Origin of the sequence: Thioclava sp. F28-4 (genome assembly GCF_002020045.1) — a bacterium.
GTDB lineage: Bacteria > Pseudomonadota > Alphaproteobacteria > Rhodobacterales > Rhodobacteraceae > Thioclava > Thioclava sediminum.
This window is the reverse complement of the sequence record NZ_MPZQ01000024.1, coordinates 1-20,857: the sequence shown is the minus strand read 5'-3', so window position 1 is coordinate 20,857 and position 20,857 is coordinate 1. Positions and strand designations below refer to the sequence as shown.

Sequence of the window (20,857 nt, the reverse complement as noted above, 5' to 3'; positions counted from 1 at the left end):
CGCACCTGCTCCGGCGTGCGGCCCGCGGCGCGCACGTTGCCGACATAGGGATAGTAGAAGGTGCCGTCCGAATTGACGCGCAGACCACCCTCGGCGGGCGTCCGGGTCGAGCCCGCGGGCGAGGTCAGTTCGGGATGCTCATAAACCACGATATCGAGCAGGTCGCCCGGCCCGATCCGGTAGTTCCAGTAGCCGTTCGACGGCAGCGTGGTCCGCCCGCCGCTCAGATCGGACGGCGCGCCGAAGGTGGCGACGTTGGCGAGGCTGAGCCGCACGATCGCGACATCGCCCGCCGCCGGATCCTCGACGGAACTGACATTGCGGGTGTTGACCGGGAAATTCGTGGTCGAGGTGTCGCAGGAGGCCAAAAAGAGCAACGCGCAGAGCGCCACGAAAATCCTCATTATTGCCCCCATGAAAGCCCTCCTGGGTCGTGCGCCACTATTGCGCAACCGTCATATTCAAAGCTCCGCAGACATCAGGAGCGGACGTTAACTGGATAGCGGAGCCATGCGCCTATGCCAACTCCTCACTGCGTATAAACCGCATGGTTCGGCTTTCTGCTTGCTTATTTTCTTGCCGGTGCGACGAAATCGCTTCAACCAAGACGCCCATGTATTTCGCACGGGTATCGCGCACGGATCTTGAGCCGCAGGTGGCCGCTCGAACTTAGTTCGTTCCGTTGGTGGAATTCGTCCCGTTCGTGGAACTTGTCCCATTACCGCCGCCACTACCCATAGCCGCTGCGGCAAGACCTGCGCCGACCATCAACATCACGAAAGACGTATTTCCACCGAGATTGCCAGCGGCGCGCTGCGCACAAGTCACCTGCGCCTCACCCTCAATGGTGTATTTAGCGCCCAGCACTCGCGCCCCGTTGCAGATATCGACCTGCTGCGCCCAGGCGACGAGCGCCTCTTGGCTCAGGTTCGGCGGAGCCTGCACACCTTGGGCGAGGCTGGGCAGGCTTGAAGCGACGACCGCTGCAATCGCCACGGAAGCCGTAATCAGTTTGGCCATCAGAACCTCCAAATCGGCTGATCGAAATGATATGGAAGTGGAGCTTACACCATTTCCCGGACACGGCCCAGTGAGGTTCCCCTCAGAGCCAAGATTGCGTGCCGATTGACAGGACAAAATCCACAGAGCGGCCAAACACCGAGCTTATTGCTTCTTGCCCATCAGGCGTTTCATCTACTGCGTGAGACCCGCAGCAAATCGCGAAGCTCCCGGTCAGGCTTGGATGCCTGAGGAATCGGAGGCTCAATAAACGCAGGGAACCTGACCGCCGTCACTCCCAACCATCATCGCTCCTTCGGGCGCAACTCCGACGCGGGCACCGCAACGCGCGTCGCAGCCCCCATCATATCCATCAGCAACCAGACACGCTGGTCCGGATCGATGCGTTCGATTTTCGCAACAAAATCGACAAATGGGCCAGAAGCGACACGCACCTCCTCGCCTTCAAGAAACTCTCGTTGTGCCTGAAGACAGTGCGCGGCATCGCAACGATCGGCGATTTGAGCGATGACTTCGGAAGGCACAGGTCGCGGCACACCACCGAAGCTCACGAGGCGCGTGATCCCGCGGGTGGCATTTATCTTGCGCCAAAGCCCTTTGCCGGGATCGAAGGAGACAAAGAGATACCCGGGAAACAGAGGGCAAAGCCGAGTATCGAAGCGCCCTGCCCGATGGCGCGTGCGCATTTCGGTGGGAAGGAAACTCGCAATGCTTTGACGCTCGAGATGGGCCTGCGCAATCGCCGCGCTGTTGGGCTTGAGCTGCGCCAGGAACCAAGCTGCTTCGGAATCCAGTGAAACCATATCCCACCCGTTCAAATATGAACAAGCTCACCACGAATGTGGCAGGGCATTCAACCTCAAACGCGCGGGCTCGGATCAGCATCGATTGCCCTAACTGTTTTCCTGGCCCCGCGATTTGGATCGGATCCCCTCTTGGTCGGTGCGCGCAGACATATTGTGAGGCCTGATCGCGAGATTCGACATCGGCAACCTACAACTCCTGAATCTGAACCTGTCGCTGGTCGGCACCTGGGCGCCAAAGCTGCACGCGCGGTATCGCTGGCTTCCAGTCCGGCGGCTCTCACAGCTTGGTTAACGAAAAGTCAGTTTCTTCGGCTGGAGTGAGCGGCCCCCGCGAGTGACATAGCGGGGACCGCAGGACCGTCCTGACAGGGATCATGCCTGGGGGGCGGCCAGGACGATCTCTCTCTGTCTAAGGGCCCCTTGCGCCTTGGACTAGGAAATCTTTTGGTAAATTAGCTACATTGGGACGCGCCCACTGCCTCGGCAAAGCCTGTCCATTAAGCCACATCGCTCGACATAGTCGAGCAGAACAGCTTCCGCCGTGTCAGCTTGCGTCAGGTGCCTCAAATCCGTCTCCTCTTCGGCCATGAGGCTGCCTTGCCGGACCGATAATAGAATAAAGATTAAGGAGGCGGTCACAACCGGCGGCAACATCGGCCCGATAGAACCGACACCGGTTGCATACAGGCGATGCTAAGAGCTTTGGGCCTCGGTGCCGAGTTGGGTGACCCTCCAATGCCCCGTATACCCTTTCTTCAAATGCGCCGCGACAATCTGAAAGCCGCTCTGTGGCCAGCTCTTCGGTGTGTCGACGAAGAGCAATTCCGCAATTCCGAATCCGGCTGCGTCAATATCTCGCAACCGCGCCTTCGTCGTCAGGTTCGTAAGCGGCGCAAGCCAGACGATATTTTCCGAGACGCGCATTGCGTGCTGTGTGAACGCCCTCAGCTCTGACCAGGGCGGATTGGTGACGACCCACTCCACCCGTTCGCCCCATGCCAGAAAGTCGCGTCCCTCGCTGATCTCGCACCAATGGCGCTCCACGTGATCCGGATAGTGGTTATAGAACGCCCCCTCCCCGCGCGACGGATCGAGGACACGTCCGGCCATTGCATGCGAAAAATGTTCGATGATCGCCTCGGCGAGGTTAGGCGGCGTCATGACCCGGTCCTGTGCCGCGTCATTCTTAGGCGGCACCAGCCCCCGCCCCTTCGCCAGCTCGCTCTGCTCCAGAGGATTGCGGATGCGGAACAGCCGGAATGCTGCGGAAAGTGTCGCTACACGCCCGGAAAACTCCGCCTCCAAGGCAATGACCGTGACGCGGCTGCAGCCGATCTTGCGGGCGAGAGCCTGCTGCGAAAAACCGCGCGCACGCCGTCGCTCCGCGAGCACATGTCCTATATGTTCACCGGCCTTTGCGATACGCCAGCGCAAGCCAAGGATCGGCAAAACGGCCTCGAGCGAAAGGAGCGTGCCTGCCCCGTTCTCCAGAGCGCGCACCGTCGGGATGCTGATATTGGCGCCGGAGGCAAGTTCAGCCTGCGTGAGCCCGCGCCCCGCGCGTTCGGCTCTCAAGAGCTCGGAAAAGGCCATGTGCGAAAATCTTTCCATAGGAAGCTCACAGATAGAAAGAAAAAGCGACAAAGCGCAACCTCTAGCGCTAGCGCTGCGCCATCGGTGCGCGCGAAAATTTACGGCAATCGGCTCCTGCGAAATTTTCTCTACTTCCTAAAAAATCGAGAACCCGATTTTTTCAGCCTCGGCACTTAGACTGAACGCATCAGCAGATCCGCGCCCCGGATCACCTTACCCGTCCCCGCCGTGCCTCGCTCGCGCGGCCTCAGGAGATGCATGCCATGGCCCAGCGCCCTTTTTCGCCAAATAGGCGAAAATCTCATCGCGCAGCTGGGTTCACCAAATCCGACGAAGAGCTTCTCGCGCGGCTCGTGAGGGCCCGGCTGCAGGTCGCCGAACTCATGCTCGAAAAGATGCTTTACGCCCCGATTTTCGAGAGACTGGAGCGCGAGATCGCGGCGATCGAAGCGCGCCGGATCGAAGATCCTTTGGCCCGCGCAAGGGCGATCCTGCGTGGACAGCCAAGTGACGCGAGTTCCCCGTCAGACGATCAAGACGATATGCCAGAGCCTTGGTAAGCTGATTTGGCTGTCCGTCTCCAAGATCCAAGAGGCCGGCGGCTCACCTCTATCCCGATGCACACTTCACCGGCGGAAGCCTAACCATTCTGAAGGAGCCCCTCTCCATTTATTCCGATTCGCAAGTCCAGGAGGAAATCCACTCTTCCAGCCAAGATGGAGCTAATTGCGAGCCAGCCCTTGCCCGTGCGAAAAAACGCGGATTTCCGGCACGTCAGAAAGCAAGATCAAGGCATTAACCTCCATAAAGCCCGTGCGAAAAATCGTTTATTATCAGATAATTGGGCCATTTACTCGAGGGCGAAGCCGCCCTAGAATGGTGGCGTTCGATAGACCCAGAGAGGATAGCCCCACGATAGAAACTTAGCTTTTTTGTTTAAGTGAACCGCCCGCACTTGGACGCACACGGCGGCGACACTTACTCCACAACACACCCACCCATCACCCGGGTCGACATCCTGTCGGCCTGCGCCTTTCGCCATGGCTGACAACCTGGACACTGCACAGTCCGGGGCCAGTCGGCTCATGCCGAAAACCGAAATCCGCACGCGCCCCACCAATGGCGACATTGCTACTCGGGGCGCCAAACAATGTCAATGAGTGAAGGACGACCCTGCCCATGACAAAGACCAAACTGGCACTCCAGCCTTACCTCGAGATCATTGCTGGACTCCCCGACGTCAACCTTCCCGGGATGCTCGATCTCGGCGGCACCCAGCAGCGCATTCGAGAACATCCGGCGCTTACTCCGCTCCTGCAGACCTATCTCGCAGATCGCGCCCTCGGCGGACAAGGCGGATCGAGCGCGGACGGAACCTTCGACGCCACGCTCTTTATAAAATGGGTCCTAGCGCTCAGCAACCAGGCGCCCGCAATCGGAGATTGCGTAGCGACCGGGGAGCTATCAGCCGCGCCTCTCCTAGACTCGTGGTGCGCTATAGTCGAAGACGCCGTGCCACTACTCGTCGGGCGAGTCTCCGGCCACCCGCATCTGCGCGAGGGCGCCCGGGTTCGAACATCTCCGGTCATGAACCTCCGACCGTCTCAGGGCTGGGCGCGGAGCTGCAACCGCTTCTATCGCTTGGGCTTATACGATCCAAGTTTTCTGAAAACCTTGCAAAAAGATGGACGCCTTTCTGCCAGCGCAAAACTCCTGCGCGCCGATCAGAGATCTTGATCATGTCCAACGTGGTTATGTTGGCAGACCTGCATCTCGATCGCTGTATGCAAAAAAACCGCAATCCACTCGACGGGCTTGAGCTGGATACCGCCCCCTCCTGGAGCCCCGTTTCCTAGCACGCCTACCTTCGGGTCAATCGTGACCCACTCGGGTGCGGTCTGTCGCGCCCGCTTATACTGCACATTTTCACGGAGGGCTCTTTCATGACCCAGACTTCCACGACCACCATGACCATCCGCGGCGAAACTTACCCGATCTGGCCCGGTCCGATCCATCCGCAATGGCACACCGCCGCTGCCGAAAAGGGCTACCGTGTCCTCGCGCGTGTGAAGAACAAGGACAACCTTGCCCTCGAATGCAAGGAGTGTCAGGGAACGTTCGTCTGCCGTCACAGCGTCCTAATGGCGTTCCAACCGCAATGCCCCAACTGCAAGGAAAAACGTTGGCGCAAAACCGGGAGACGAGCAGGGCTTGAAATGCTCCGCCGAGACCCCGACCACCGGAAATACGCTTTCTACCGCCTGACTTGCGGTCACGAAGTTCGCCGCCAGTTCGAAATCGTAGAACGTATGGCGCGCGGAGAAACAAACGTGCGCTGCGGAATCTGCCTCCATGCACGAGAACAAGCGGAAGCCGCGTTGGCGGGCTGGGAACTCATCGGGCGTGATCCAAAGGGTAACGACCAATACCGCCTCTACCGCCACGCTGAAGGGTGCGGCGCGACGTGCCGGGTGTCGGTCGGCAACATGAAGACTCAGCGTTTCCAATGTCCGAGCTGCGGCAAAGGTTGGTCAAATGAACCCAGTTCGATCTATTTCGCGGGAATCGATCTTGGCAAAAGAACCGTCCTCAAACTCGGCTTCTCCGGCAACACCTACTCGCGCTTCGAATATCAGCTCTTCGTGCAAAAGGTGTTGCCATATCGGATCCTCGCCGAAGTCCACTTCGCGACCGGACGCGCTGCGCTGCGGGCGGAAAAGAAAATCCACAAACGCCTCATCGAGAGGTTCCCGGATGGGGTGGTGCCGCACGCGGCATATCGTAAGCACCTAAAGGTGAAATCGGAGATTTACCGGCCCGAGTTGCGCGATGCCATCTTCGCCGAACTGGCCGAGGTCGAAGGGCGCGTAAGCGCCTAACCGATCCGAGGGCTCGTTCTGGGCATTCGCCCCACGCGCCCTGCCTCCGGAATCTTCCCTTTCTCACATGAACAAAACGGTCCCGCGCCTCGCGGGACCGTCCTCCTGCGAGGCCGATTGGACCCTGTGATAATCTTGGGGGCTACAATAGCCACATGGGGTTCCCCTCGCAGATCGTTGACCATCCACTCCTGACGCTAGTCTCCTCTGAGGCAAAGCCATTCGAAAATGCCGAGGAGCGCCGCGTGATGTATGTCGCGATGACACGCGCACGCAACACGGTGCCCATGCTCGCCTCGGAAGCGCGGCCATCGATCTTCGTCCGCGATTTGATCGATGGCCCGCGCCACGAAATCGAGCACCCTCACGGAGTCTCGGAGCGACAACATATCTGTAGCCAACGTGGCAGGCGATTGATTTACATGCCCGGTAAAGACGGCTCGGGCTGGTATCGCTGCGAACACGTAATGCTGTGCGGCAATCGCATGCCCGCCTGTCCGCAATGCGGCGCGGGATTGCTGGTTCGCGATGCGAAAACCGGCGAGGTGACCTGTCCAGCTTGCGGCGCGGGGCAACCAGCCTGCCCCAATTGCGGTGAAGGCTGGCTCACTGATCGCAAGGGCCGCTACGGTGTCTTCCTTGGCTCCGTGCGTTTTCCGGACGGCCGGGGCAAAGCGAAGATACGAGCCCCTCGCGAGAGTAGACGCGACGGTCGACTCGAGCGCGAAAACACGCCGGTCTTCGAAGGAGCGGGACAGGCGCCTTGGTGCTCGATAAACGACACATGACACCCGAAATGCATATTATCGAGCAGGCAAACCACAGCGCGTGCAGGTGCTCGATAATATGCATTTCGGGTGCGCGGTTCGCGCTGTGGCATACCATTTATCGAGCACCTTCACCCCGCCGTAAGCCATTGATATGCTTTGAAAGCGGGGTTTATGAATACAGCAAAACGAGCACCCCCTGTTTGAAAGACTGTCCCTGGGAGGATCGCAACCACGGTGGGCATTGCGCCACCTTGCGCACGGAGCTGTTTTGCCATTCCGCTCCATATCCGAGCGGCGGCTTTGACCCTAGGGGCGGCCCGATTACAATGCGCATTTTGGGTGCCTGAACTGAACGCAGATTGCAGGCCGTTTCAGCTGGCCTGCTGATGCCAGGCGATGGCATCGTCGAGCCGATCGTGTCCCCAGAAAATCTCTTTTCCCACGATGAAGTTGGGGGCGCCGAAGAGACCCAGCGAGACCGCCTCGTCGGTGTCGCGTTCCAAAGCTTCAGCTATCTCTGGGGCATCGGCGCGGGCGAGCGCCTCTTTGGGGGTCTGACCCGCCTCTCGCAGGCTCTCGGAGAAGTTGGGTTCAGCGCCGGCATCCTGGCCCTCGGCAAACCAGCGCCGATAGCTGGCACGAATATAAGTCTTGCCCCAGCCCTCCTTCAGGCCGAGGAGCGCGATGCGGTTTGCGCGCACGAGGTCGTCAATCATGTAAGGAGGAGGCATGGAGACCGTGAGCCCGAAACCTCTGGCACGGCGCTCGATGTCGCGCCACATGTAGGCAAGTTTCGCGGGCTTGTCAGCATAGGGGACGCTGTTCATCGAGACCAGCACCCGTCGCAAATTGAAGGGACGCCAATTGAAGCGGATACCGGTTTGAGCTTCGACAGCGTCGAGGCGCATAACCGGGAAATAGGTATAGGTGCTGCCAATCGCGAACCAGAAATCGATGGCCATGCATTTCTCCCATTTCTCCGCCGGATAGCTTCATTACAAAATAGTATCACGATCGCGCCGATCTGCCTAACTGGAGACCTGTCACGGGCTGCCGGCAACGGATCAGAACGAGGCAGTTCGAGGCGTAACACCTGATCGCGGCGATCGACCCACATGACAATTGGTATCTCAAACGGCTGCGAGCCTCTGCCTGCCTTCGGCACCGAAGCCATGCAGGTTCTCCATCGCGTAGCTCAGCGACATCGGCGTGCCAGCCACCAGACGGAGAAGGGAGACGGCGAGCGCGCCGGTAAAGCGGTCTCGAGCGCCCGCGCCGCGAGCCATAACGCAGGCATGATCCGCGGCATTCGGGACACGCCGAGCGGCATAGGGCTTCCCGCTCTCCATATCGTCCCCGTCGATGCTGCGAATATTGAAATCGTGGCTCGCCATGCGCCGGAGCCAAACGATGTGCTGGAACTCAGTATGTGCAGGCAGTTGGCTGACTGCCCGGAGGGCGCAGCGCGCAGACCCCACGCATGCGCGCCGCGCCGTGGTCAGGACGATGCCATCGCTTCTCGCCGGGATGTCGAAAGGATAGCCCCGATCCCCTTGCTCGGATGCCCCGACCGGATACTGATACTACCTAGGGTCAAGAGTTTGGCAAAGAGATATCGGAGCGCGAAGATCGTTTCGGGGCGATGCGAGAGTTTCCGTGCAACAAATTCGAGTGTGTCGGGCTCAAGGGGGGGGGCCGCCGACCCGCTCAACGGACCGTTGCGATATTGATCCAGCCAGTCACAGGAACATATATTATCTCATGCGACCTCGGGCGTGTTGCCTGAGGATGGTGAGAGGAAGAAGGGCCATGTCGCAGATCGCGTCCCTTGTTCTTGGAACGGTTAACGCACCCTATTGTGCGAACCTGTCCGCTCATCAGCTCGCCAAAAGCATCTCGGATATCGATGCCGCAAAGAGCACCATCGGCCCCGTCTTCGCCTTCTTTTCCGAAGTCCCTCCGGAGCTTCAGAACCCCTTCGTGAGCGAGATGGGGCTCTCTCCTCAGAAGGCTCACCAAGTCGCCACGCACTTGCAAAGCTCCTGCCCGTTTCCCTTGGCGCTTGCTCAGTAAACGTTGCTTGAACACAGCTTCGCCAAGCCGATGGGCTGAACTCTTCGTCGAGTCGGGCTCACCCCAAGCGCTCTGAGGCGCACGCCCTTCCTCCGATAACGCGCCACGCACCAACCAGTGAACAGAAGCCGCTCACCGCATCATCCACACGACCGCGACAAACAGCACGACCATAAGCAGAAATCCCCAAAAGCCTGACCGGTTCAGGAGCGGCGCACTTCGACCGCAAGCGCCACATCGGTTCGCGCCAAAACGGATCCGATGCCAACAGGCTTCGCATTTGAAAAATCGAAGTGCTAAGCCCTTACGTTTTGCAACCTTGCTCAACAACACACCTCAAATCTTGGGCATCAAGCTTCACGTCATAGATGGCCTGAACGCCGGCCGCTTCGGACATAATCAATTCTCGACGTCTTGGAGGAGATCGAGATACTCAAGCCTTCCGCAATTTTAGCGCGGGCCATCTCTACTGTTCAAAAAACCTTATTTTTCCGCCCCCCGAGCACAGGATTACTACCTGAAGCTGCGTTGGCGTGACAATTATTCAGTGCTTGCAACTCATAGGTTGCCCTCTGTCAGGCGCGCTGAGCGAATTGTTCGAACAGTGCGCGACGAAGGCGGCTCAGCAGCGCGACGCGGCGATAGATCAGCAGATAGATCAGGAAGACCACTCCGACCCCGCAGCCAAGCAGCAGGGGATCGCCGGGCGCGATGACCGTGATCGTGCAGGCGATCAACGAGAGCGGCCAGAGAAGAATACTTGTAAGCGGATTGCGCATCCGAGGCATACCGATCGCCATCGCCATACGCTTGGCACGGCTACGGTAGACAAGGCTGTGCAAATGAAGACGATCCGCTTCTCCGGGGTTTGTCCCGTCGCGTTTCGCGCGCCGACGGATCGACACAAGCGTCTCGATCCAGGGATAGGACAAGGCCAGAACCGCGATCAGCGGCGAGTATTCCGGATTGCGCGCGGGCAGCATGATCCCGATCACCGCGAGCACGAACCCCGTCGTGTAGGCCCCGGCATCACCGAAAAAGAGCTTTCCAGCAGGGAAGTTCAGCACGAAGAAACCTGCAATCGCGCCGATCATCAGAAGGCAAATCGCAAGAAGTGCTACATCATCCGATCGCGCCGCAAGGATCGCAAAACAGCTCAGAACAATGATCGCGGAGCCCGAAGCGAGCCCGTTCACCCCATCGATGATGTTCAGGGAATTGGCGATGCCGCCAATGGCCAGAACGCTCAACGCTATGCCAAAGGCCGGATAGCCAAGCAGGAAATCGAGCCCCGGGATATCCGCCCGCTCGATATGATAGCCAGACACCAAACAGAAGATCAGCCCGGCAAGAACCGTCGCCACCAGACGCCATTTCGCGGAGACTTTCTTGGTGACGTCCTCGATCACGCCGGAAAGAAACGCGGGCAGCGCGCAGAGGCAAATCATCCACCAAAGCCTTCGCGCCTCAGCGGGCAACATGAGCGCCGCGAGACAGGCGCCCAACAACATCGCGAGCCCTCCAATCCGCGGCGTCGGGGCGTCGTGAATTTTCTGAACTCCGTGATCGCCGTCCAACGTAAATATGCCGTGATGGCGTTGGGTAGAAATGATCACCAGGCCCGTAATAAAGGACGCGGCAAAAGCAATTGAAGCGACTATTAACTGTGACATCGGGCCCCCACCACTGCCACTGGCTCAAACAGAAAGAAACAGATGGCTTCGACATCGAATTTTTACTACCCGCTTAGTAATTCTCTATTCAGCGGCCGAGAGCAAGGCAAATGCCCTGGTCCAGCGCCCTTGCGCTACAAATGCTATGGCAAACCTGACTTGACTTTTTTGAACTGTCAAAATTTGTGTCGCGTTGACAGTGAATCGCCAAATCAGATGTCATTTCGGGAAGCAGCTCTGCCCCGACGACACAGAAAACTGCGCGAAGATTCGCCACGGCATTCCCACGTTGAAAACCGGGACAGCTCCTCCATTGAAGGGGCAGATGTGAACAGGCATGCAATTTTGCCCCTGTAGCGGGGCAATCGGCGCCCAACAATGCCCCCCCCCATTTACACTGATGTGGAAGATGCTCCCTGAGGTCATCGGGGAGCACATTGTGGGGTTTTAATTGTGGAGACGATTACGAAGATTCGGCGAGCGTATTTTCAGGATTGAGTCATTGAGTCGCGATTGGTTCGAGACCAAAGCCGATCAAGCAGATTTGCCGAGAGCTGCGGGCCTCCCCTCGCCGAATGCATTTGGGCCGTTGATCTATGATGCGCTCAACACCGGCGTGGCCAAGGCGTCCGGTGACATCATCGGCTTCATCCACAGCGACGACTTCCTCGCACATGAAGACGTGCTTTCCCGGGTCGCTGCCGCTTTTGAGGACCCGCAGGTCGAGGCGGTCTTTTCCAATCTCGATTATGTCTCGCAAGCGGACACAAGAAAGGTCGTCCGACACTGGGCGACAGGTCCCTATAGCGCGGCGAAACTCAAGCGCGGCTGGATGCCGGCCCACCCCACCCTCTATCTCCGGCGCTCGGTCTATGAGCGCCTCGGCACCTTCGACACCAGCTTCCGGATCGCGGCCGACTATGACTTCATCCTGCGCTATTTCTCGCAAGCGACCGGTCGCTCGGTCTATATCCCCGAGGTGCTCTACAAGATGCGTCTGGGCGGCGTGAGCAATCGCAACCTTGCGCGCATTCGCGAGAAGATGGGCGAAGACTGGCGCGCGATCCGCGGCAACAAAGTGGACGACGCATCACTGATGCGTCGCACTGGCGCCTAGGTGCTGCCGCTTACCCTGCGTCAGGCGCAGCCACACAACCTAGAGATATTTTTCTATTTACTTCAGCACTTTGCGCGCATATTATCTATGAGCGATCCGGTTAGTGTTCTCTCTTCGGAAGGATCTTTGGGTCCTTCCGAAAGGAGGATCTACAACGATTAGACACAATTATTCTTCGAGAATTCGACGAAGTTTTGCGTTTGAGAATTGTGCCCCGAAAGGGGAGTGTCCCCCTGCAAAGGGGGATCGAAAAGACTATCGGCAACGATGTCGCTCGGCGCGGCTTGAAGATCTTCCGATCTGGGAGATTAACGAGCCGCAAAGTGCAAGACCGGGTCGCACCTTATTCTCCCTGAGCTTACCCCCCAAGAGAGGAGCGGGTCGATTCTGTTTCCCGTCAGCACCCCTGGGACTTCTGAATTGATTTCGTAACGGAGGGTTTCTGGCTCAGTCCCCTACCCTGTCGATTATCACGCAGATGGGTTTCTCGAAGATACTGGCTGGGATCTCGCGGGCCATCTCGACACGCTGGATCTCGCGATCAAGGAATGGGTCGGGATCTGGGGCCTATGCGGCGAGCGGGAGATAGCTTGTCTGCGAGGCGACGAAAGCAAGGTCGGTTTCATCCTCCGCTGGAAGCACCTATAGGAGGGTCGAACAGATTTTTCCTCGGCCGTCGCCTCAAAAGAAGTTCTCCTCCCTCGCCCACAACGCGCTTGAAGGACATGCGGGCTCGAATAGCGGTGCGCTATCTTGCCTTGCCAAGAGCACGCAACCCAGCCCGCCTTTCCCTTCCCCCGCCGATCCGATAGGAGGCTCACGACCGGATCGAAGAGCGGGGCAAAGCGCGGCATGCATATTCTCATGACGGTGAACGCGGCTTGGAATATCTGGAATTTTCGACGCCCGATCGTTGAAGCTCTCATTGCTGACGGTCACAGGATTACCCTGCTTGCCCCGCGCGATGGCAGTGTGCCGGATCTCGAGACTCTCGGCTGCCGCTTCATCCCGCTCGAGATGAGCGTGAAGGGCTTAAACCCGGCAGAAGATTTCAAGCTGATGCGGCGCTTTAAGCGCATTTTCCGTGATGAACGCCCCGATGTCGTCCTGAGCTACACGATCAAAAATAACATCTTCGGGGCCATGGCCGCAAAAGCCGTCGGCGTGCCCTTCATACCGAATGTCACGGGATTGGGCACGGCCTTCCTGTCCGGCGGGCTACTCCAGCGCGTCGCGGAGATGCTCTATCGGCGCGCCTTTGCGGAGCTTCCAGTGATCTTTTTTCAAAATGAGGATGATGCGGCGCTTTTCCTCGACCGGCGCTTGATTAAAAACGACCAAGCGAAGCTCCTGCCAGGCTCGGGGATCGATCTCGAGCGCTTCGCCGCACAGAAAATGCCCACCGAAGATTGCCCGCCCACCTTCCTGATGATCGCGCGTCTGTTGCGGGACAAAGGCGTGCTGGAATTTGTCGAGGCCGCCAGAACGACAAAAGCGCGCCATCCCGAGGCACGCTTTCAACTGCTTGGGGCGGTGGGCTCTGAGAACCGCACCGCGATCGATGCCGCGACCGTCGAAGGCTGGGTCGCCGAAGGTGTGGTGGAATATCTGGGCACGACCCCGGACGTGCGCCCGGCGATCCAAGCGGCCAGTTGCGTCGTGCTCCCCTCCTACCGAGAGGGGGCGCCGCGCACCCTGATCGAGGCCGCCGCCATGGCCCGTCCGCTTATCGCAACCGATGTGCCCGGCTGCCGCGCAGTCGTGGATCGCGGCGTCTCGGGGTATCTTTGCGAGGTTCGCAACGCTGCGAGCCTAGCCGACGCGATGCAAGATTTTCTCGCGCTCGGCCCTGAGCAACGCGCTCAGATGGGGCGTGAAGGTCGCGCCAAGATGGAGCGGGAATACGATCAGCGGATAGTGGTGAGACATACCTGGGCACAATTGACAAGTCATTCCAACGCAAAGTAAATCAATCGAAATGCGAACAGTACTAGCGAACTATCGACAATGCGGCACTCGCCATCATTATCGTCAGTCAAAAACGGCACCATACCACTTTTCACGTAAACCCATGAAAATTGCGGACAACAGTGAGAACTGCGAGCGTGTCGAAGAACTATCCGAAATTGAAAAACGAACGCGGCAAGCGCATAACAAATATTAACCCTCCCAGGAGACCCAAATTGAGAGCAATTTTCGTAGTTGGAACCGGGCGCTCCGGAACACATTTCACCACACGCCTGCTAAATGGATTTAAAAATATAAATGACCCACAAAAAGGAAGGGAGCACCCGAGGATCCTAAAGGATGTCGCCCAAGCCGCAATTCACCACAAGCTTCCGTCTAGCACCACAGAAAATTATTATCGTGAACACATCTCAAAAGACGGGCCGATATTTCTAGACCAACATCATCCCAACCTTTTCTTTACCCAGCACTGGTCAAAAAAATTTGAAGGAATCACCTTCATTTACCCCAATCGTCCGACGCATCAGGTGGTGGCGTCGATGCTCCGCCACCAAGGAGTTATGGAATGGTATAAGTATGCGACAAACTGGAAGCATCGTCTCCGTTACTCCAAGGGCTGCGGCCGTCCCTTTCTAACGCCTCCACCCTTTCCAAACCTGTTTCTCGGAATTGAGAATTCCGCCGAAATTCGAGATCTGCCCATTCATTTACTTTGCGCACGAAGAGTAATCGCACACCGATTGGCGTATATCCGGGCTGGAAAAGACATTAACAGCGACATGCGATCTATTAATTATGAAAATCTGGTAGGCGATCCGGAAAAAGAGTTTAGCCGAGTTTTTAGCAATGATGAGATTGAAGCTTTGGGAAGTTTTGAACGTCGTGAAATTCCAGAAAGAGGATCTCTCTCGAAATTTCGTGAAATACTGAACGATAAGGAAGTCTTCGAAATTTCAGAAATGGAGAGGACTCTGCTGCACAAATACGGTGGGGACTTCATGCGATAAAAACAGCATGGCGTCAGGACAGCATGCCGACGCCTTCGACCTACAAGACGAGAAACTGGGCAACCGACAATGAAGTACTCAAGCGCTAGAACTCGCTTGACCCTGCGATACCCTGCGATGCTTTTCGTGCCGAAAGGTAGGCGCAGCCGCCAGCAGACTAGAGCTCAGGACCCATTAATCGATTTGCACCGCCACTGGCGGCGTGATTCACGCTCTCCAACTATAGGAGGATGTGATGAGCAATCTTTTCTAACTGACTGACCCACGAGCAGATGGCACGGCTTAGCCGTTGTTTCCAAAGAGCCATGGCCGCCCACGGGTCGATGAACGTTGTGTTCTAAGCGGGATAATCTTCATCAACCGCAATGGGTTTCGCTGGCACGGCGGTGAGGGTCGAGCCGCCACCGGTTCGAGGTCACCCCGAACAAGGAATACGGTCCGCCCAAGACACTCTACAACCGCTGGTAGCGTTGGAGCGAGATGGGTGTGTTCGCCCAAATATTCGAGTGGCTGGCCGCCGAAGCGGTGGAACCGGCGACTATCATGATCGATGCAATTTACCTGAAGGCGTATCGCACGGCCTCGCGCCTGCGGAGTAAAAAGAAGGATGCGGCACCTGATCGGTCGAACCAAGTGCGGGAAGAAAACCAAGCTGTATGCTGTGACCGACACATGCGGTCGCCCGATCCGGTTCTTCATGTCTGCGGGCGAGGTGAGCGACTACACCGGCGCGGCGGCCCTTCTCGGTGAACTGCCCTCCGCACAGTGGCTGCTCGCTAATCGAGATTATGTTCGGCAGCCCTAAGGACTGGCGATGCGTGGAGCCCCGCTACGACCGATGCCCGAAGGTCTCTCTCTGCCATCGCATTGGCCGTGCTCTTCTGGTTATGTGTCTTGAGCCTAGCTAGTACACGCGCCCTAGCTCGACCTTTCCCTCCGTTCGCTAAGCCGCTAGAAGGCCGGCATTGCTTTCAAAGATTGGCGCGGAGCGCGGCATGCATATTCTCATGACGGTGAACGCGGCTTGGAATATCTGGAATTTCCGACGCCCGATCGTTGAAGCTCTGATCGCAGATGGTCACAGGATCACACTGCTTGCCCCGCGCGATGGCAGTGTGCCGGATCTCGAGGCTCTCGGCTGCCGCTTCATCCCGCTCGAGATGAGCGTGAAGGGCTTGAACCCGGCAGAAGATTTCAAGCTGATGCGGCGCTTTAAGCGCATTTTCCGTGATGAACGCCCCGATGTCGTCCTGAGCTACACGATCAAAAATAACATCTTCGGGGCCATGGCCGCAAAAGCCGTCGGCGTGCCCTTCATACCGAATGTCACGGGATTGGGCACGGCCTTCCTGTCCGGCGGGCTACTCCAGCGCGTCGCGGAGATGCTCTATCGGCGCGCCTTTGCGGAGCTTCCAGTGATCTTTTTTCAAAATGAGGATGATGCGGCGCTTTTCCTCGACCGGCGCTTGATTAAAAGCGACCAAGCGAAACTCCTGCCAGGCTCGGGGATCGACCTCGAGCGCTTCGCCGCGCAGAAAATGCCCGCCAAAGATAGCCCGCCCACCTTCCTGATGATCGCGCGCCTGCTGCGGGACAAAGGCGTGCTGGAATTTGTCGAGGCCGCCAGAACGACAAAAGCGCGCCATCCCGAGGCACGCTTTCAACTGCTTGGGGCGGTGGGCTCTGAGAACCGCACCGCGATCGATGCCGCGACCATCGAAGGCTGGGTCGCCGAGGGTATGGTGGAATATCTGGGCACGACCTCGGACGTGCGCCCAGCGATCGAGGCGGCCAGTTGCATCGTGCTTCCCTCCTACCGAGAGGGTGCGCCGCGCACCCTGATCGAGGCCGCCGCCATGGCCCGTCCGCTTATCGCAACCGATGTGCCCGGCTGCCGCGCAGTCGTGGATCGCGGCGTCTCGGGGTATCTTTGCGAGGTTCGCAACGCTGCGAGCCTAGCCGACGCGATGCAAGATTTTCTCGCGCTCGGCCCTGAGCAACGCGCTCAGATGGGGCGTGAAGGTCGCGCCAAGATGGAACGGGAATACGATCAGCGGATAGTGGTGAACGCCTATCGCGAGGCGATTGGCAGGCTTACGCGAGGCTGACCCACCCAAGCCTCGCGCCAGGATATCACGCGGCGCGACGCCCCTGCCCCTCGGACAGCCATGTCTCATTCGCCTCAAGCCATGCGAGCAGCATCAACACCGTCCAGAGCTTCTGGCCACTATTGGCCCGCCCTTTGAGGTGCTGTTGCCAGAGCCGCTCGATCGGATCGAATGAGAGGCTGGCGAGCGCAAAAAGATCGCGCTGCGACAGAAGCCGCTCGGCCCAACCGCGCAACTCCATCCGGAGCCACTGATCGAGCGGGATCGAGAAGCCCTGCTTTGGTCGATCAATGAGGGATCTCGGAACATGCCGGTCGAGCAGTCTTCGCAAAGCGACTTTCCCGACACCGTCTTTTATCTTCATCGACATGGGGAGCGCCCAAGCCGTCTCGACAACACGCGCATCCAGAAATGGTGCGCGCGTCTCGAGAGAGGCATGCATAGCTGCGCGATCGACTTTTACGAGAATGTCGCCAGGGAGATAGCTAACGCTATCCCATGCCATCATCTGCTCAGCCGGGGTGAGCCTTGCGAGGAACTCATCATGCAGGATCGCTTGACCATCAGACTGCGCATCATGTGCCATGACCTCGCTCGGCTGCGCGAATGTCGTCGAAAAAGTGCGATAGAAGTCTTCAAAACTCTCCGCTGCAGCGATGCCAGGAGCCAGTCGCGCAAGCTTATCGACGGCCGTAATCGGCAAACGGAACCGCTTGGCGATCTTGCGTGCGGGGCTCTCCTCGGCCACGAGAAACGGCCCGATAGCTGCGGCGAGTCCAGCACCGGCCTTCCGACCGAACTTCGGCACGCGCTGCGCGCGGGCCCAGAGCTCTGGGCCGACGACATGCCGATTATAACCGCCAAATACTTCGTCCCCACCGTCACCGGATAGCGCGACCGTAACAGCCTTGCGCGCCTCGCGACACAGAAGCGCCGTCGGGATCTGCGAAGAGTCAGCGAAAGGCTCGTCATAGATTTGCGGCAGGCTCGGCACCAGATCGAGCGCGTCCTGTTGGGACAGGATGAATTCCGTATGCGCGGTCCCCAAATGCTTGGCGACAGCGGCGGCATAAGGCGCCTCGTTGAAACGAGATTCGCCGAACCCGATCGAGAAACTGCGAACCTGCGTTTGGCTTTGCGCCTGCATTAGGCTTGTGATCAGCGAGCTATCTACCCCGCCCGAGAGAAAGGCGCCAAGCGGCACGTCACTCAGGCTCTGCTCCTCCACCACCTCTTCGAGACGCGCCGCCAACTTGTCCAGGAGAACGGTCTCGGATTGTCCTTCGGAATACCCTCTCTGTGAGAGCCCCTTTTCGGCGAGATCAGTAAAGACTTCGAAAGGAATCCGCGCCGCCTCGGAGCTCTCTCTGGACAGGGTGACGATCTGACCGGGCGCGACCTTCTCGACACCTTCGAAGATACACGCGCCCTCTGGAACGTAGCCGAACTCGAGATAGGCACGGATCCCACTCGCGCTGAGCTGGGGCTCCAGTCCTGGGGACTTGAGCAAGGCTTTCAATTCCGAGGCAAACGCCCATCCCGTGTGAAGCCGACTGAAATGAAGCCGACTGAAATAAAGAGGCTTCTCCCCCATGCGGTCGCGGGCAAGCGACAAGCTGTTGGTTTGCCGATCCCAAAGCGCCAGAGCGAACATGCCTTTCGCGCGGCGAAGCGTGTCTTCGAGCCCCCAAGCGACGATCCCGGCAAGAAGCGTTTCGGTATCGGAATGCCCGCGCCAAACCTCATCAGCTCCTGATACAAGCTCCCGCCGCAGCCGCAAGTGATTGTAGATTTCGCCATTGAACGCGATGACAAATCGTCCGCAGCGCGATTGCATGGGCTGCGCACCGGCCTCGCTCAGATCGAGGATCGAGAGGCGACGGTGGCCGAGACCGACAGATTGGGCCTCGTCGAACCAATGGCCCTCTGCATCCGGTCCGCGATAGGTGATCGCGTCGGTCATCGCCTGAAGCGAGACTGCCACGTGGTCCCCTGAGGGACCGAGAAGACCTGCTATGCCGCACATGACTTAGGACTTTCCTTGCAGGAGTTCGAACCGGTCAGCATCTCAGTTGCCCGCACCGCGCGCGACATCTTCGAGATAGGCGCCGTAACCGTTCTTACCGAAAGTCTTTGCACGCTCACGAAGCGCGTCGACTGAAATCCACCCTTTCTGGAAAGCGATTTCATCGGGAGAACCGACTTGGAGGCCTTGGCGCGCCTGCAGAGTGCGCACGAAATTCCCGGCATCGAGCAGGCTCGCATGGGTGCCCGTGTCGAGCCACGCATAACCGCGCCCCATCCGGCCAACCGTCAACGTGCCCTCTTGCAGATACTGTTCAAGCAGGTCGGTAATCTCCAACTCCCCGCGCGCGGACGGCTTGACCGCGCGTGCGCGCTCGGAGGCCTTTCCGTCGAGGAAATAGAGGCCCGTGACCGCGTAATTCGAAGCAGGCTTTTCCGGCTTTTCGACGATCGACTGCGCGCGGTCATCCTTGTCGAAAGCAACAACGCCGTAACGCTCGGGATCGCTCACCCGGTAGCCGAATACGGATCCGCCTGTCCTGCGCGCATCCGCCTCGGCAAGTAATTCTGGCAAGCCATGGCCAAAGAAAACGTTATCGCCCAGAACCATCGCGGAGGGAGCGCCGTCGAGAAATGCTTCGGCGAGGATATAGGCCTGGGCCAACCCATCTGGAGACGGTTGCTCGATCCAGGTAAACGCGACGCCCCACTGCCAACCGTCACCAAGGACCCGCTGGAATTGTGCCTGATCTTCCGGCGTCGTGATCACCGCGATCTCACGAATGCCCGCAAGCATCAATACGCTCAGCGGGTAGTAAATCATTGGCTTGTCGTAGACCGGCAGAAGCTGCTTCGAGACGCCCATCGTCACAGGGTAGAGCCGCGTGCCCGAGCCGCCCGCCAGAATAATGCCTTTGCGTTCGGTCATACCGCACCCAATTCAGTTAACACTTCATTCAATCCCGCTTTCCAATCGGGTCTCTTCAGGCCGAACACGGCCAGATCGCTGCAGTCGAGCCGCGAATTGAGCGGCCGTTTCGCAGGCGTCGGATAATCGGTGGTGGGAATGTCCTCCACCGTCACGTCCCGCCCGGCCCGCGCGAAGATCTCCCGCGCGAAGCCTGCCCAGCTTACATCGGGAGAGCCTGAGAAATGGTAAACGCCGCTCTTCTCGGGCGCGCGCTGCAACTCTCGCGCCATCGCCAGGCAAGCCTCGGCGATCGCCTTGGCCGGTGTCGGTCCACCGATCTGATCCGCGACGATCGTCAGACGCTCGCGGCTTTCCGACAGGCGCAGCATCGTCTTCACGAAGTTCCCGCCATGCGCCGAAAAGACCCAACTGGTGCGCAGGATGGCGAAGGGACCGCCTGCGGCCCGGATCGCCTCTTCGCCTGCGAGCTTGGTGCGGCCATAGGCACCCAGCGGTCCGGTCGGATCGGTCGGCTTGAACGGCGCGTCGCCCGAGCCGTCGAAGACGTAATCGGTAGAGATGTGAACGAACGGGATGCCAAGGTCGCGGCAGGCTTCGGCCATCGCGGCAGGCGCGTCACCGTTGACCACCTGGGCGAGCGCCTCCTCTTCTTCGGCCTTGTCCACGGCGGTATAGGCCGCTGCGTTGATCACGGCCTCGGGCTTGGCTTCCCGGATCGCCTCAGCTGCGGCGCCGGGACCACGCAAATCGACCCTATTCCGGCCTAAAAATACCGCATCGGGCATGAGGCGCTGTAGCTTCTGCGCGACTTGGCCGGTCTGTCCGAAGACGAGGATCATGCCTTGCCCAACCTTTCGCCGACGCCGTGCCTTTCCAGCAGCGGGCGC

Annotated in this window: 18 protein-coding genes and 1 pseudogene; 9 read left to right on the top strand and 10 right to left on the bottom strand. The window is 58.8% G+C overall.

Translation table 11 applies throughout. From position 1 onward, the window contains the following. The 4 genes from BMI87_RS20900 to BMI87_RS22705 form a co-directional block, all read right to left on the bottom strand. A partial coding sequence (locus BMI87_RS20900; protein ID WP_210402508.1) for a polysaccharide biosynthesis/export family protein occupies positions 1-416 on the bottom strand: 416 nt, incomplete at its 3' end. Between the two features lie 253 nt (positions 417-669). After that, complete coding sequence (locus BMI87_RS20895; protein ID WP_078523421.1) at positions 670-1,020, bottom strand: hypothetical protein; 351 nt, start codon at positions 1,018-1,020, stop codon at positions 670-672. A 284-nt stretch (positions 1,021-1,304) separates the two neighbouring features. Beyond that, entirely contained in the window at positions 1,305-1,823 is a 519-nt protein-coding gene (locus tag BMI87_RS20890; RefSeq protein WP_078523420.1) for a transcription termination/antitermination protein NusG, read from the bottom strand. A gap of 696 nt (positions 1,824-2,519) precedes the next feature. After that, positions 2,520-3,419: a helix-turn-helix transcriptional regulator gene (locus BMI87_RS22705; RefSeq protein WP_210402507.1), complete on the bottom strand. Its 900-nt coding sequence runs from the start codon at positions 3,417-3,419 to the stop codon at positions 2,520-2,522. 1,179 nt (positions 3,420-4,598) lie between these two features. Between BMI87_RS22705 and BMI87_RS20870 the strand changes: the two genes are divergently transcribed. The 3 genes from BMI87_RS20870 (at position 4,599) to BMI87_RS20860 (ending at position 7,086) form a co-directional block, all read left to right on the top strand. Then, complete coding sequence (locus tag BMI87_RS20870) at positions 4,599-5,156, top strand: DUF6634 family protein (protein WP_078523416.1); 558 nt, start codon at positions 4,599-4,601, stop codon at positions 5,154-5,156. Between the two features lie 206 nt (positions 5,157-5,362). Then, a complete protein-coding gene (locus BMI87_RS20865) occupies positions 5,363-6,298 on the top strand; it encodes a hypothetical protein (protein WP_078523415.1) in 936 nt (311 codons plus the stop codon). Positions 6,299-6,546: 248 nt separating this feature from the next. Next, entirely contained in the window at positions 6,547-7,086 is a 540-nt protein-coding gene (locus BMI87_RS20860; protein WP_246832765.1) for a topoisomerase DNA-binding C4 zinc finger domain-containing protein, read from the top strand. A gap of 353 nt (positions 7,087-7,439) precedes the next feature. Here the strand turns inward: BMI87_RS20860 and BMI87_RS20855 are convergent, their stop codons facing one another. Both BMI87_RS20855 and BMI87_RS20850 read right to left on the bottom strand, forming a co-directional pair. After that, positions 7,440-8,030, bottom strand: a complete 591-nt coding sequence (locus BMI87_RS20855; protein WP_078523413.1) for a 2-hydroxychromene-2-carboxylate isomerase — start codon at positions 8,028-8,030, stop codon at positions 7,440-7,442. A 168-nt stretch (positions 8,031-8,198) separates the two neighbouring features. Then, positions 8,199-8,462, bottom strand: coding sequence for a hypothetical protein (locus BMI87_RS20850; RefSeq protein WP_078523412.1), 264 nt, complete (start codon positions 8,460-8,462; stop codon positions 8,199-8,201). A gap of 415 nt (positions 8,463-8,877) precedes the next feature. Between BMI87_RS20850 and BMI87_RS20845 the strand changes: the two genes are divergently transcribed. Continuing rightward, positions 8,878-9,141, top strand: a complete 264-nt coding sequence (locus BMI87_RS20845; protein WP_078523411.1) for a hypothetical protein — start codon at positions 8,878-8,880, stop codon at positions 9,139-9,141. 575 nt (positions 9,142-9,716) lie between these two features. Here the strand turns inward: BMI87_RS20845 and BMI87_RS20840 are convergent. Beyond that, positions 9,717-10,652 carry a glycosyltransferase gene (locus BMI87_RS20840; RefSeq protein WP_246832764.1) on the bottom strand — a complete coding sequence of 312 codons (936 nt, stop codon included), beginning with the start codon at positions 10,650-10,652 and terminating at the stop codon, positions 9,717-9,719. Between the two features lie 664 nt (positions 10,653-11,316). On the opposite strand from BMI87_RS20840, the gene BMI87_RS20835 reads away from it, so the two are divergent. From BMI87_RS20835 to BMI87_RS20820, 5 genes and pseudogenes are all read left to right on the top strand, one after another. Continuing rightward, positions 11,317-11,931 (top strand): glycosyltransferase, encoded by a 615-nt coding sequence (locus BMI87_RS20835; RefSeq protein WP_210402506.1) that lies wholly within the window; start codon positions 11,317-11,319, stop codon positions 11,929-11,931. Between the two features lie 852 nt (positions 11,932-12,783). Beyond that, positions 12,784-13,899 (top strand): glycosyltransferase family 4 protein, encoded by a 1,116-nt coding sequence (locus tag BMI87_RS20830; RefSeq protein WP_078523408.1) that lies wholly within the window; start codon positions 12,784-12,786, stop codon positions 13,897-13,899. Between the two features lie 215 nt (positions 13,900-14,114). Next, entirely contained in the window at positions 14,115-14,906 is a 792-nt protein-coding gene (locus BMI87_RS22360) for a hypothetical protein (protein WP_146681714.1), read from the top strand. Between the two features lie 272 nt (positions 14,907-15,178). Next, positions 15,179-15,794, top strand: a pseudogene (locus BMI87_RS20825) (IS5 family transposase); the annotation flags it as partial. Between the two features lie 107 nt (positions 15,795-15,901). Beyond that, positions 15,902-17,014, top strand: coding sequence for a glycosyltransferase family 4 protein (locus tag BMI87_RS20820; protein WP_078523407.1), 1,113 nt, complete (start codon positions 15,902-15,904; stop codon positions 17,012-17,014). 25 nt (positions 17,015-17,039) lie between these two features. Here BMI87_RS20820 and asnB read toward each other — a convergent pair whose 3' ends face one another. Genes asnB through rfbD form a run of 3 tightly spaced genes read right to left on the bottom strand, consistent with a single transcriptional unit; the run spans position 17,040 to position 20,809 of the window. Further along, positions 17,040-19,040 (bottom strand): asparagine synthase (glutamine-hydrolyzing), encoded by a 2,001-nt coding sequence (gene asnB, locus BMI87_RS20815; RefSeq protein WP_078523406.1) that lies wholly within the window; start codon positions 19,038-19,040, stop codon positions 17,040-17,042. A 42-nt stretch (positions 19,041-19,082) separates the two neighbouring features. Continuing rightward, on the bottom strand, positions 19,083-19,967 hold the full coding sequence (rfbA, locus tag BMI87_RS20810) for a glucose-1-phosphate thymidylyltransferase RfbA (protein WP_078523405.1): 885 nt from the start codon (positions 19,965-19,967) through the stop codon (positions 19,083-19,085). Beyond that, positions 19,964-20,809 carry a dTDP-4-dehydrorhamnose reductase gene (gene rfbD / locus BMI87_RS20805; protein ID WP_078523404.1) on the bottom strand — a complete coding sequence of 282 codons (846 nt, stop codon included), beginning with the start codon at positions 20,807-20,809 and terminating at the stop codon, positions 19,964-19,966. Before rfbD ends, rfbA begins: the two co-directional genes overlap by 4 nt. Positions 20,810-20,857 lie beyond the last annotated feature (48 nt).

Excerpts from the sequence above, each read along its gene's own strand:
- BMI87_RS20870 (WP_078523416.1), top strand. The coding sequence starts at position 4,599 with ATGACAAAGACCAAACTGGCACTCCAGCCTTACCTCGAGATCATTGCT.
- asnB (WP_078523406.1), bottom strand. The coding sequence starts at position 19,040 with ATGTGCGGCATAGCAGGTCTTCTCGGTCCCTCAGGGGACCACGTGGCA.
- BMI87_RS20820 (WP_078523407.1), top strand. The coding sequence starts at position 15,902 with ATGCATATTCTCATGACGGTGAACGCGGCTTGGAATATCTGGAATTTC.
- rfbD (WP_078523404.1), bottom strand. The coding sequence starts at position 20,809 with ATGATCCTCGTCTTCGGACAGACCGGCCAAGTCGCGCAGAAGCTACAG.
- BMI87_RS20845 (WP_078523411.1), top strand. The coding sequence starts at position 8,878 with ATGTCGCAGATCGCGTCCCTTGTTCTTGGAACGGTTAACGCACCCTAT.
- BMI87_RS20890 (WP_078523420.1), bottom strand. The coding sequence starts at position 1,823 with ATGGTTTCACTGGATTCCGAAGCAGCTTGGTTCCTGGCGCAGCTCAAG.
- BMI87_RS20830 (WP_078523408.1), top strand. The coding sequence starts at position 12,784 with ATGCATATTCTCATGACGGTGAACGCGGCTTGGAATATCTGGAATTTT.
- BMI87_RS20850 (WP_078523412.1), bottom strand. The coding sequence starts at position 8,462 with ATGGCGAGCCACGATTTCAATATTCGCAGCATCGACGGGGACGATATG.
- BMI87_RS20860 (WP_246832765.1), top strand. The coding sequence starts at position 6,547 with ATGTATGTCGCGATGACACGCGCACGCAACACGGTGCCCATGCTCGCC.
- BMI87_RS20855 (WP_078523413.1), bottom strand. The coding sequence starts at position 8,030 with ATGGCCATCGATTTCTGGTTCGCGATTGGCAGCACCTATACCTATTTC.
- BMI87_RS20895 (WP_078523421.1), bottom strand. The coding sequence starts at position 1,020 with ATGGCCAAACTGATTACGGCTTCCGTGGCGATTGCAGCGGTCGTCGCT.
- BMI87_RS20865 (WP_078523415.1), top strand. The coding sequence starts at position 5,363 with ATGACCCAGACTTCCACGACCACCATGACCATCCGCGGCGAAACTTAC.
- BMI87_RS22705 (WP_210402507.1), bottom strand. The coding sequence starts at position 3,419 with ATGGCCTTTTCCGAGCTCTTGAGAGCCGAACGCGCGGGGCGCGGGCTC.
- rfbA (WP_078523405.1), bottom strand. The coding sequence starts at position 19,967 with ATGACCGAACGCAAAGGCATTATTCTGGCGGGCGGCTCGGGCACGCGG.
- BMI87_RS20840 (WP_246832764.1), bottom strand. The coding sequence starts at position 10,652 with ATGTTGTTGGGCGCCTGTCTCGCGGCGCTCATGTTGCCCGCTGAGGCG.